This is a genomic window from Novosphingobium sp. SG751A, from assembly GCF_013149295.1.
Classification (GTDB): domain Bacteria; phylum Pseudomonadota; class Alphaproteobacteria; order Sphingomonadales; family Sphingomonadaceae; genus Novosphingobium.
This window is the reverse complement of the sequence record NZ_JABGCB010000004.1, coordinates 47306-59741: the sequence shown is the minus strand read 5'-3', so window position 1 is coordinate 59741 and position 12436 is coordinate 47306. Positions and strand designations below refer to the sequence as shown.

The 12436-nt window shown below is 63.6% G+C and carries 6 protein-coding genes; 5 read left to right on the top strand and 1 reads right to left on the bottom strand.

The genetic code is table 11. From position 1 onward, the window contains the following. Positions 1 to 9: 9 nt before the first annotated feature. Positions 10 to 1014: a LacI family DNA-binding transcriptional regulator gene (locus FHW96_RS06400; protein ID WP_172339722.1), complete on the top strand. Its 1005-nt coding sequence runs from the start codon at positions 10 to 12 to the stop codon at positions 1012 to 1014. Here the strand turns inward: FHW96_RS06400 and FHW96_RS06395 are convergent. After that, entirely contained in the window at positions 1011 to 2183 is a 1173-nt protein-coding gene (locus FHW96_RS06395; protein WP_172339721.1) for a glycoside hydrolase family 68 protein, read from the bottom strand. The two genes, FHW96_RS06400 and FHW96_RS06395, sit on opposite strands and share 4 nt — an antisense overlap. A 243-nt stretch (positions 2184 to 2426) precedes the next feature. Here FHW96_RS06395 and FHW96_RS06390 point away from each other — a divergent pair, with 243 nt between their 5' ends. From FHW96_RS06390 to FHW96_RS06375, 4 genes are all read left to right on the top strand, one after another. Beyond that, positions 2427 to 4784: a TonB-dependent receptor gene (locus FHW96_RS06390; protein ID WP_172339720.1), complete on the top strand. Its 2358-nt coding sequence runs from the start codon at positions 2427 to 2429 to the stop codon at positions 4782 to 4784. A gap of 156 nt (positions 4785 to 4940) precedes the next feature. Then, positions 4941 to 5858: an alpha/beta hydrolase gene (locus tag FHW96_RS06385; RefSeq protein ID WP_253950785.1), complete on the top strand. Its 918-nt coding sequence runs from the start codon at positions 4941 to 4943 to the stop codon at positions 5856 to 5858. Positions 5859 to 6123: 265 nt separating this feature from the next. Then, positions 6124 to 8178 carry an autotransporter assembly complex family protein gene (locus FHW96_RS06380; protein ID WP_253950784.1) on the top strand — a complete coding sequence of 685 codons (2055 nt, stop codon included), beginning with the start codon at positions 6124 to 6126 and terminating at the stop codon, positions 8176 to 8178. Beyond that, positions 8178 to 12422 (top strand): translocation/assembly module TamB domain-containing protein, encoded by a 4245-nt coding sequence (locus tag FHW96_RS06375; protein WP_172339719.1) that lies wholly within the window; start codon positions 8178 to 8180, stop codon positions 12420 to 12422. Before FHW96_RS06380 ends, FHW96_RS06375 begins: the two co-directional genes overlap by 1 nt. Positions 12423 to 12436 lie beyond the last annotated feature (14 nt).

The window sequence follows — 12436 nt, the reverse complement described above, 5'->3', positions numbered from 1 at the left end:
GCCAACGGATTGAACAGCCCGACGAATATCAAGCAATTGGCCGAGATGGCCGGGGTATCCGCAGGCACCGTGTCGCGCGCACTTTCCGGTTCGGGCCGGGTCAGCCCCAAGACGCGAGAGAGGATCATCACGCTGGCGCAAAAGCTGGGCTATCAGCCCAATCTGCTGGCGCGCAACATGCGGATGCGCAAGACCAGCACGGTGGGCATGCTGGTGCCGCTGGGCCATGACGACCTTCAGCATCTTTCCGATCCGTTTTTCAATACGATGAGCGGCTATCTTGCCGATGCGCTGGCCGATCACGGCTATGACCTGCTGCTCTCGCGCGTCATCCCTTCGGATGGGCGCTGGATCGAGAATTATGCCCGGTCCGGCCGGGTCGATGGCGTGCTGATCATTGGCCAGTCTAACCAGTTGGCGGTGATCGAAGCGACCTCTTTGGGCTATCACCCGATGGTCGTGTGGGGCGGTCAGGTTCCGGGGCAGCATCATTGCTCGGTGGGTTCGGACAATCGCGCGGGCGGGATGATGGCCGCGCGCCATCTGATCGAGCGAGGGTGCCGCCGCATCGCCTACCTGGGCCCGGTGGAGGGGCCTGAATTTGGCGCAAGGCTGGACGGGGTGCAACAGGCGCTGGCGATTGCCGGACGGGGCGAAGAGCTGCAGATCATGCCCTCGCATTGCGAGCCGGCCGCCGCCTATGACGATGCGCTGGGGCTACTGCGCGCCTTGCCGGTGATGCCCGACGGCATTGTGGCGGCCTCGGACGTCACCGCAATCAGCGTGATCCGCGCTTTGGGCACATTGGGGCTGCGCGTGCCGGATCAGGTGAAGGTGATCGGCTATGACGGCCTGCCGCTGGGCGAGTTGGTCACGCCCCCGTTGACCACGATCGATCAGCAATTGCGCCATGGCGCGCGGGTCATGGTGGACCTTTTGCTGAAACGCATGGCCGGAGAGCCGACCGGCAGCGTGCTGATCGACCCCCAACTCATCCCGCGCGAATCCACCTAAATTCGCCCGATATCATCGCTCAGCCGCAGGGTAAGCCATGGCGCGGGGCTGCCGCCAAAGGCTTTGCGGCGCCCGGCGGCATCCATGGGCGCGGCATCGGGGGCAACGCCGGGCAAATCGGCAAAGCTGGTGACGCGGCCATCGCTCAGAACCCACCAGCTATAGGCCTGCCAGGGGGCTTCTTCGGGATTGCCCGCGATCAGCGCGCCGCCGTTGATCGGGCGAAACGGCCCAAGCGGCGAGACCCCCACCAGTCCATAAAGGCCGGTCGGCCCCTGGGGCCCATCGGCGGCAAAAACTTTGCGCTGGGTGGACCAGAAAAGGTAATAGCGCCCATCGATATGGCGCATATGGGGCCGCTCCAATTCATTGTTCAGCCCATCGGCATCGACCAGCGGCGCCAGCAGGCGCCATGGCCCCAGCGGCCCATCCGAAGATTGCGCCACCCCGATCAGGCCATTCCATGGAGAGGTCGAGCCTGCCTTTGAAGCGGTGAACAGCAAGTAATGCTCGCCGCTGCGCGGATCGCGAAAGCAGCAGGGATCGCGGAAGGCCTTGATCGTTCCGGCCCCTCCTTCTCTTCCCTGAACGCGCAGGTATAGGGCGCCATCGGCGGCGACCGCCTCATGCGGGGCGCTCCAATCCTTGATGGCGGGTCGATCTGCGTGCCAGATCAGGGTGCCCTGCGAGAAGAAGAGGCGCTGCTCAAAACTGGGCGCTGCTTCGCCCCGGCGTCCGGCGGCGGTGAACCAGCACAGAACCCGCTGCTGTTCGGCATCATAAAGCGCGCTGCCGGACCATTCCCGGCTGCCGGGCGTGTGACCTTCGGGAAAGGCCGGGCCGTGGTCGATCCAGCCGGAACCATCGGCAGCTTCGAGCAGAAGGTGGATACGGGCGATGGCATGGCGGTCCTCCGGGTCGGGCAGAACCGGCGCAGCCAGCGCGAACCAGAGATGGCCTTGCGCAAAGGTATGTGCATGGCCATCGATGTCCTCGAGAGGCCACATATCCCATATGTCGAGATCCGGCAGGCGATCTGCACATTGGCAAGGAGCGAAGGCGGGAATGGTCGTGGCGGGCCACGGGACGCAACGCGACGCGTGATCGCGGGTCCAGCGAAAGGCGGGCAGGTGATGCGAATCAGCCACATATTGCAAACGTTTGTTCATCGAACCCTCTCGAAAATTCCCTCGCGCCCGAAATAGCGCTTCAAGATCAGTGTTTTGCCGGAATCCCTGCACCATCCCTCACCGGAAAGACGCCGAATAAATTCCCTCTAGGCAACCAATGCTATCGATTGTAACAGATGCGCAATCGGTTGTGCAACTGCCGTGAGTCGTCTGCAATAACCTTCACGAGAGCGGCGCCGAACAAGGCGCTGGAAAACACAGGTCCAATCCTGGGAGGATGCCATGAAATATTCTGCAATCTTGCTTGGCAGCGTCGCGCTGTCCGCCCTGACAACCCCCGCCCTGACCACACCCGCCTTCGCGCAGGAGGCGGCGGCAAAGGGCGAACCGCTCACCACCGAAATCGTCGTGACCGCGCAAAAGAGCAGCGAGAAACTGTCCAAGGCCCCGATCTCAGTCAGCGTCGTTTCACAGCTCGCCCTCGACCGGCAATCCATCACCAGCGCCGACCGGCTGGTGTCGACCGTACCCTCGCTCCAATTGAGCCAGAACGGCTTTTCCATTCGCGGCATAGGCAGCAACAATGCCTTTTCCGGCTATTCCACTGTCGCCACTCAGTTTGACGGCATTTACAACCCCTCCTCGGTCGCGCTGGGTCTGGCCATGTTCGACATCGGCTCGGTCGAGGTGCTGCGCGGGCCGCAGGGCACCGTTTATGGCCGGAATGCGACCGCAGGCGTGGTCAACATCAATTCGGCCGATCCGGACCGGAATCTGGGCGGCAGCGCCAGCCTGCAATATGGCCGCTTCAACGAAATCCGCGCGCAGGCCGCCGTCGATCTTCCGGTGAGCGACAATTTCGGCCTGCGCATCGCGGCCTTTCGCCAGATCAATGACGGCTATGGCCCGCAATTGCGCGGCGCGCGATTTGATCAGACCGATCTGGCGGGCCTGCGCGTAACGGCCAAATGGGCCATCACCCCGGCGCTGACATGGCGCGTGTCCGGATCGTATGGCGAAAACAACGGCACGGTGCCCGCCGTCTATCTGCGCAATTACAATTACTATCCGCAAGCCAATCTGACCACCGGCAGCTTTGGCGCGGTCACCATCATCCCCACCAGTTTTGATACGATCAATCCGGGGCTGGATCAGGTGTCAGCCAACCGCATCAATGTCAAAAGCTATGATGTCCGCTCAAAACTCAACTGGCAGGTCGGCGACGGCCTGAGCCTGACCTGGCTGGCGGGTTATTCCTCGCTGGTCAACAATGGTGTGGCGGCGGCCTCGGGCGTGTTCTCGCAGGAATATATCAATCACAAGACCAATAGCTGGTCCCACGAACTGGATATCAATTTCCAGCGCGGCCCGGTCAAGCTGGTGACGGGCGCCTATATCTATCAGGATGAAATCCCCTCGGGCCAGCGCCTGCTGCATGCGGGCAACACCGCGCCCGCGCCTTTTGCCGGCGTCTACAATATATTCGGCCCGCTGGTGGCCAGCACCGGCAATCAGATCGGCACGATCAATGCGGTGGACGTGGTCAACACCTATTCCGGCGAGGGCAGCAAATCGCGCGCCCTGTTCGGGCAGGGCACATTCTCTCTGAGCAACCGCCTGCGCGCCACGGCGGGCCTACGCGCCACATGGGATAATGTGAACGGCCGCGAACAGCAACTGGTCTGTCCCGGCGCCACGGTCACGCGGGCCAATATCAACGCCTCCTCATGCCCGGGCGGCTTTGCCATCGCCTATACCGATGATCGAGGCCGCAGCGCCGCCAGCTTCAGCAAGGTAAGCTGGAAGGCGGGGCTGGATTATGACCTGACGCCGGGCATTCTGGCCTATGCCACGGTTTCCACCGGCTATCGCGGCGGCGGTCTGCAATCGAGCGGCAATCCGGTGAACTATCGCCAATATGCCCCCGAGACCGTCACCAATTATGAAGCTGGCCTGCGCGCCAAGCTGTTGAATGATCGTCTGTTCATCGGGCTTTCCGCCTATCAGATGGACTATAACAACCTTCAGGTTTCCTCGGTGGTGGTCGATCCGGTGCAAGGTCCGATTGCTGTCACCACCAATGCGGCCAAGGCGCGCATTCGCGGGGTGGATCTGGAAACCTCCTATCGCCCCAACCGCCATGATACGATTTCGGGCTATCTGGCCTTTATGGATGCCAAATATCTCAGCTTCCCCGGCGCGTCGGACAATCTGCATTCGGCCGATACCATGTATAATATCTTCGCGCCCTTGCTGGGCTATGCCGCCATTCCCTCCGCCTCGGCCGATTATTCGGGCAAGCGGCTGACCAATGCGCCGCAATTAAGCGCGCGTTTCAGCTATGCCCATGCCTTCGATCTGACCTCCGGGGCCAGGATCACGCCTTCGGTCGATTTCTATGCCCAGAGCAGAACCTTTGCCAGCAGCGACAATGCCGTTCAGGGGCGCATCGCGGGCTATACCAAGACCGATCTCAACCTGCGCTATGACGACCCTAGCGGCCATGCCTACGTGAACCTCTATATGAACAATGTCGAAGATCGCCGCATCGCCACAACGGTTGTCCCGGTGTGGAGTTCGACCACCGCCAGCTATGCCCCGCCGCGCACCTATGGCGTGCGTATCGGGTTCAAATATTGAAACTTTCCTACGAACATGCCATTCCCATCGCGCCGGTCGCCAAATGATCGGCGCGATGACCCTCGCCCTTATGCGGTGTGACGAAAGGAATGATCTTTGGTCTGGAACAGACGTCACACCATGGGGGCGGGATTGGCCGCCCTTGCCGGAGCCATCATGACCAAGCCCGCTTTGGCCGCAGCACCGCTTATGATCCCCGATGGCGGCGGTCCCTTGCCCGCGCCATGGTTGCAGGCGGAACGTGTGCCGCTATGGCCTATGGGCGTGCCGGGCGCGGGTTTTGCCCCTCGCCCGCGTCGGTCGGACTGGCCCCAGACCTTTCTCAGCAATATAGCCGAGCCGGAACTGCGCCTGTTTCGCCCGGCGCGCCCTCATGGCAAAGCCTTGCTGGTGATCCCGGGCGGAGCGTATAATTTCGTCTCGATCCGCAATGAGGGCGTCGATGTCGCCCGCGTTTTCAATGCGGCGGGCTATCATGTCTATGTTCTGGCCTATCGCCTGCCGGGCGAAGGGTGGGCCGACCGCGCCGATGTGCCGCTGCGCGATGCACAGCGGGCCATGCGCGTCATCCGCTCTCGCGCGGCGCAGGATGGCGTTTCGGATCAGGACATTGCGGTCATAGGCTTTTCCGCCGGGGGCCATCTGGCCGCATCGCTGCTGACCGGGTTTGATGAGAGGATTGGCGCACCTGTGGACAGCGTCGATCAGATCGACGCGCGGCCTCAGGCCGGGATACTGATTTATCCGGTCATCAGCATGGCGCCGCCCTATACCCATGCGTGGTCGGCCCAGACCCTGTTGGGCAATGCGCCCGAACCCGCGCTGATCGAGCATCGCTCGCCCGCAGCGCATGTGACGGGCCGGACGCCGCCGGTCTTTCTGGTCCATACGCTGGACGACGATGCCGTGCCTTATCAAAACAGCGTCATGATGGCTGATGCATTGACAAAAGCCGGACATCCCCCCGAAATGCACCTGTTTGCCGAAGGACGCCATGGCTTCGGCATCGGGCCGTCCAATGGTCCGGCGGGGGAATGGCCGGTACTGGCGCAAAAATGGCTGCTGCGGCTTTAGGCCCCTCCTGCCTCAAATTAGACGCCCGGTCGGTCAAATTGTCATGACTGCGGATCATTATGCGCTTTGAGGTGTTATGGCTTAAGACAGGCGGGCGCCTGATGGCAAAAGGGGGCCATTTTTGCGGAAGGTTCAACAAGTTGCGCCGGGGATGGGCGTGAAGTGCAGGCTGAGCGGCGCTGACTTTCCTGCTAGCACCCCTTATGATGTGCGAACTTGCGGTCCTGATTTCGGCTGGTTGGCCTTGGCGCTTGGCGGGACGCTGTTGGCCGGCACCGTATCCGCCCAGCCCTCGCCCTCGCCGGTGAAAGAACAGGCGCCCCCGCCTTCGTCGAATGCGTCACCATCGCCATCCCCGATCATCACCGACCGCGATTTCGAAGCCGCGCTCCCCTCTGAGGATGCTGCCTCCAGCCCTGCCGCTCCCGTCACATCGGCCCCCGCCTCCGTTACCGATCCCGACCTTGCCAAGCCGCTGACCCCGCTGGTCGATTTTGACAAGGAGCCGCTGCGCGATGAAACCGGTGACGCCAAGACCGAAAAGGCGCCGACCCTGTCCTATCGCTGGCAGGTGACCGGGCTGGAAAATCTGCGCGATGCCCATCCGGTCGCCCCCATCGACGGCGGCGCGCTGGTGGACAGTTTCTCCACCGTTTCCGCCCTGAAACAGGGCAAGGGCAAGGCGACCAATGCCGCCGCCATCGCCGCCCGGATCGAGCAGGACCGACAGGCGCTGTCGGATGTCATGGCCTCGCAAGGCTATTTCGATGCTGCCATCCAATCCTCCGTCGCCATGCCCGAACAGGGCAAGCCGGGGGATATTGCCGTGTCGCTGGCGGTGGCGCCGGGGCCGCGCTATCGACTGGGCGCGATCCGCTTTGATGCACCAGCGCTGGTTCCGCCCGATTTGCTCACCCGGCATTTCGGGGTCCATTCCGGCGAGCCGATCGTGGCAGAACGTGTACTGTCGGCCGAGGCGGAGCTGGGGGTTATCCTGCCCCAATCGGCCTATCCCTTTGCCAAGATCGGCCAGCGCGACATTGAACTGGATGCCACCACGGGGATCGGCGACTACACGCTGCCCGTCACGCCCGGCCCGCGCAGCCGCTTTGGCGATATTACGGTCAAAGGGCGCAGGAGCGTGTTCGACGCCCGCCACATCGCCACCATCGCCCGTTTCCGCAAAGGTGAGCTGTATGACAGCCGCCTCATCGATGATCTGCGCAAGGCGCTGGTGGCCACCAATCTGTTCGCCACGGTGACGGTAGAACCCGCCCAGACCGGCGTCAACGCGGGCGACGATACTGAGTATGCCAATCTGGTGGTCAGCCAGAAGGCCGGACCGCCCCGATCCCTGTCGGCGCAGGCGGGCTATTCCACGGGCGAAGGCATCAAGGCCGTGGGCAGTTGGAGCCATGCCAACCTCTTCCCGCCCGAAGGCGCCCTTATCGGCAGCGCCACCGCAGGTACCAGCGAGCAGGGCGTATCGGGCACGTTCCGCCGCTCCAACGCGGGGCTGCGCGACCGCACGGTCGAAGTGTCGATCAGCGCCAACCACACCAATCTTGACGCCTATGAAGCCTTCACCGGCGCGCTCAAGGGTCGCATTTCGCGCGCCAGCACCGCCATCTGGCAAAAGCGCTGGACCTACAGCTATGGCTTCGAACTGATCGGATCGAACGAGCAGGATTATGCGTTTGAACAGGCAGGCGAGCGGCGGCGCACCTTCTATATTCTCGCGCTGCCGGGACAGATCACCTATGATCGTTCAAACTCGCTGCTTGACCCCACCCGTGGCTATCGCCTGTCAGCAACGCTCTCGCCCGAGGCATCCTTGGGAAGCAGCGTCCAAACCTATGCCCGCTCCATCTTTGAGGCCACCGGCTATTACCCGATCGCCGGCAAGCTGGTTCTGGCCGGGCGGGCGCGGGTCGGCATGATCGGCGGGGCATCGCGCGAATCCATTGCGCCATCGCGGCGCTTCTATTCTGGCGGGGGCGGATCGGTGCGCGGCTTTGGCTATCAGGAGCTTGGCCCTAAAGACCCCAGCGGCAATCCTATCGGCGGGCGCTCTCAGGCCGAAACCAGCGTGGAACTGCGCTATCGCTTTGGCAATTTCGGCGTGGTGGGCTTTGTGGACAGCGGACAGGTCTTTACCAGCGAGGTACCCACTTTCAATTCATGGCGCTTTGGCACAGGCGTGGGCTTTCGCTACTACACCAATTTCGGGCCGATGCGCTTTGACATTGCCACGCCGATCAACCGACAGATCGGGGAATCGCGCGTGGCGGTCTATGTTTCAATCGGGCAGGCGTTCTGATGGAGCAGATGGAAACTCCGCAGGCCCAGTCGCGATCCACCCAGTCGCGATCCACCCTGCCGCGATCAGCCCTGCTGCATGAGGCCATGCGCTATGCCATGATGGCTGTGGCCCTCCTGCTGGCGCTGGTGGCGGCGCTGTGGATCTGGCTTTCGACGCAGAGCGGGCGCGACATGGTGGCCGCCCAGATTTCGCGCATGCCCTTTGCCAATGGCATGAGCGTGCATGTCGATGGCATTGAAGGCTCGCTGCTGAGCGCGCTGACCATTCGCAATCTGGACATTGGCGATCCGGACGGGCAGTTTTTCCATGCCGAAAGGGTGGCGTTGGATTATCGGCCGCTGGCCTATATCGGTGGGCATCTGGATATTCGCCGTCTGCATATCCCCGTCGCACGGCTGGATCGCGCGCCGCGTTTGCGGCCCACCCCGCCCAGTAATGAACCGCTGCTGCCCGATCTGGATATCGACGTAGGCCAACTGGCGGTGGACCGGCTGGAGATTGCCCCCGCCCTGACGGGTCATCGCCATATCGTGAGTCTTCAGGGTCAGGCCCATATCGCGGATCGGCGCGCGCAGATCTCCTCGCGGGCGGCTGCGCTGGTGGCTCCCGGCGTGGCGGGGGGCGATCGGCTGGCGCTCAAGCTGGATGCCGTGCCGCAGGCCAACCGGCTCAACATGGACTTCGCGCTCGATACGCCTGCCGACGGCCTGTTTGCCGCGCTGACCGGTCAGGCCGAGGCGCGCCATCTGCGGCTGGCCGGGCGGGGCGACTGGAAGGCATGGAACGGCTCGCTGGCGGCCAGCGCGGGTGGCAAGCCTCTGGCCGATCTGGTGATCAACGCGCGTTCGGGCACTATCCGCGTGGCAGGCCTCACCCATCCTGACGTATGGCTCAAGGGCCGGAACAGCGCCCTGTTCCAGCCCGAGACAAAAGTGGACGCCACCGCTGCCTTCGACAAGCGGCAGATGCAGATCAAGGCACAGATCGGCAATGCCAATTTCGCAATCACCGCGCAGGGCATGGCCGATATGGGCGACAATACGCTGCAGCAGATGCATCTTGCCTTGAAAGTGCTGCAGCCGCGCGTGCTGGCCACCAATCTGTCGGGCGATGGCATCGCCGCCGACGCCACGCTCGATGGCAGCTTTGTCGCGCCGCGCGTCACCTATGCGATGAAGGCCGCGCATATCGGCTTTGGCGCCACGCGCATCGACGGCCTTGCCGTTTCGGGCAGCGCCGCGCTCGACAAGGATCACTGGCGCATCCCCGTAGGCGGCACGGCCAATGCCATCACCGGCGTATCGGCCAGCGTGGCGCCCCTGCTCGACCATGTGCGCTTTGGCGGCGATTTCGGCTATGCCAACGGGCGGCTGCTCTCGGACAATATCCACCTGCGATCCAACCGGATCGATGCGCGCGCTGTGGTGATCGCCGATTTGCCCCGCGCGCTCTATACCGGCACGCTCAACGGCACAGTGAACGGCTATCGCGTCGAAAGCGTGGGCATTTTCAACCTTAACTCCAATATCGGCCTCAAGACGCAGGCCAATGGCGGCTTCCGGCTGGAGGGGCGGGTCAGTGCGCGCTCAACCCGCCTGCTCAGCGATGGGATACAGGGATTTCTGGGCGGCAATGCGCTGATCAGCGCGCGCGTGGGCTATGGCAGCGATGGCGTGGCAACGCTCGACGGCCTGACCATCGCGGCGCCCGCCTTTCGCCTTGCCGATGGCCGGGGGCGCTATGACGCCAAGGGACAGATCGCTTTTGCCGCCAATGCCTCCTCCGACCTTTATGGCCCGATCCGGTTGAGCGCGAAGGGCAGCGTGGCGCAACCGGTGCTGCATATGGAAGCGCCCCGCCCCGACATAGGCGTGGGGCTGGTCGCGCTGGTGGCCGATGTGCGCGGGGCCGATGGGGCCTATCAGGTGAATGCCAAAGCCGGCAGCGATTACGGCCCTATCGGCGCCGATCTGCTGGTCAGCACCGCAAAGGGGCCGCTGGCGGTCGATCTGCGCCCCGGCACCAGCCTGGCGGGCATTGCCATCACCGGCCATGTGCAGCAGCAAGCCGCAGGGCCTTTTGCGGGCGCTCTGGCGCTGGCCGGGGCGGGTGTGAACGGACGGGTCGGTCTGTCTGCGGTGGGCGCGCATCAGCGCGCGCAGGCCGCGATTTCAGGCCAGAATGTCAGCCTGCCGGGCAAAGCCGGGCTGAGCATCGCCCGGCTGGTGGTCAATGCCGATGCCGTGATGGCCGATCAGCCGCAGATCAACGCCGATGTGCAACTCGCCGGCGCGCGGCAGGGCGACTTCTATCTCGCGCAGACACGGGCCAACATCGTCTATCGCGATGGCGCGGGGCAGGTGAAATTGCTCACCGAGGGACGCAATCGCTATCCCTTCCGTGTTGCGGCACAGGGCCGACTTTCGCCCGATCTGTGGCGTGTGGCGGTGAACGGACGGATCAACGGTGTGACCGTCGCCTCGCATGGGGCGATAGAAATCGTGCCGCAAAAGCCCGGATATCTGCTGCGCCCCGCCACGCTTTCGGTCAACACCGGCAGCCTGCGGATCGAAGGGCGGTATGGCCCGGCCAACGCCTTTCGCGCACGGCTTGATGGCGTCGACCTGGCGTTGGTCAACGGCTTCGTCCCTGATCTTGGGCTGGGCGGGCGGATGTCGGGCAGCCTTGATCTCGATCAGTCAGGCGCCGGGGCCATGCCCACGGCCAAAGCCAACCTTCGAATTGAGGGACTGACGCGCACCGGTCTTTCTGCAGTGTCCACCCCGGTGGACATCACATTGGCCGCTCAACTGGACAATCGAGCAGCCCATGCGCAGGCGCTGGTGCGGCGAGGCGGCGCGCTGATCGGACAGGCGCAGGTGAATGCCACCCCCGGATTGGCGGATACCGGTACATGGACCAATCGCCTGATGGCCGCGCCGCTCTCGGGCGGGGTGCGCTATAATGGCCCGGCCGATGTGCTGGCATCGCTGGCGGCGCTGTCTGATCAAAGCCTGAGCGGCCCCATCGGCATTGCGGCCGATTTCGGCGGATCGGCCCATGCGCCCAGCATTACCGGCACCGTACGCGCGCAAAAGCTGGTCTATGACAATGCCAGCTATGGCACGCGCCTGAGTGATATGGCGTTGCAGGGACGCTTCACCAATGATCGGCTCGAGGTGCAGAGCCTCACCGCGAAGGCGGGTGACGGCACGGTGAAGGCCAGCGGCTTTATCTCGCTCAGCGCCCAGCAGGGCTATCCCATACAGTTGGGCATTACGATGGCCAATGCTCAACTGGCCAGCGGCGCAGACCTGTCGGCGCGGGCCAGCGGCGATATCAAACTGACAAACGCGCCGGGTCAATCACCCACGGTAAGCGGCACGATAGACTTGCCGGAAACACATTACCGCATCGTGCGTCAGGGCTCAGCCAATGTCCCCACGCTGAGCGGTGTGCGCCACAGACCGGCCATCGGACCCGAGCGGATCAGCGGCGATGCCGAACCCGTGCGCTCGCTGCCCTCGAACTGGAACCTCGATATGAGGGTCAGGGCGGACAACCAGATCTTCGTGACCGGCATGGGGCTGGACAGCGAATGGGCGACAAATCTGCATATAGGCGGGTCCAGCGCCAGTCCCGCAATCACCGGTACGGTGCGCGCGGTACGCGGAACGCTCGATTTTGCCGGGCACAGTTTCACCATCGACAGCGGCACGATCACCCTCAATGGCGGAGACCTCACCGATCCGGCGCTCAACATCAGCGCATCGGGCACGATTTCGGATGTGACGATCACCATTGCCATCACCGGCACCGGGTCCAATCCGCAAATCGCGCTGTCATCCGACCCCAACCTGCCGCAGGACGAATTGATGGCACGCATCCTGTTTGGCGGGCCGGTGGGCAGCCTTTCGACGCTTCAGGCGGTACAGCTTGCCTCCTCGCTCAATACGTTGCGCGGGGCAAAGGGCGGGCTCAATCCGCTGGGCACGCTGCAATCGGCCACAGCGATCAGCCGCCTGCGCGTGCTGGGCGCGGATGCCACCACCGGGCGGCAGACCGCGCTGGCGGCGGGCAAATATATCACCAACAACATCTATGTTGAGGTGGTGACCGACACGCGCGGCTATATGGCCACCCAGTTGGAAATCGCGCTGACCAAGGCCTTCTCGCTGCTTAGCCAGGCGGGCCAGTTTGGCGGCACCGGGATCACGGCCCGCTATCGCAAGCGGTATTGAGGAGGGCGGGAGTC

Excerpts from the sequence above, each read along its gene's own strand:
- FHW96_RS06395 (WP_172339721.1), bottom strand. The coding sequence starts at position 2,183 with ATGAACAAACGTTTGCAATATGTGGCTGATTCGCATCACCTGCCCGCC.
- FHW96_RS06390 (WP_172339720.1), top strand. The coding sequence starts at position 2,427 with ATGAAATATTCTGCAATCTTGCTTGGCAGCGTCGCGCTGTCCGCCCTG.
- FHW96_RS06385 (WP_253950785.1), top strand. The coding sequence starts at position 4,941 with ATGACCAAGCCCGCTTTGGCCGCAGCACCGCTTATGATCCCCGATGGC.
- FHW96_RS06375 (WP_172339719.1), top strand. The coding sequence starts at position 8,178 with ATGGAGCAGATGGAAACTCCGCAGGCCCAGTCGCGATCCACCCAGTCG.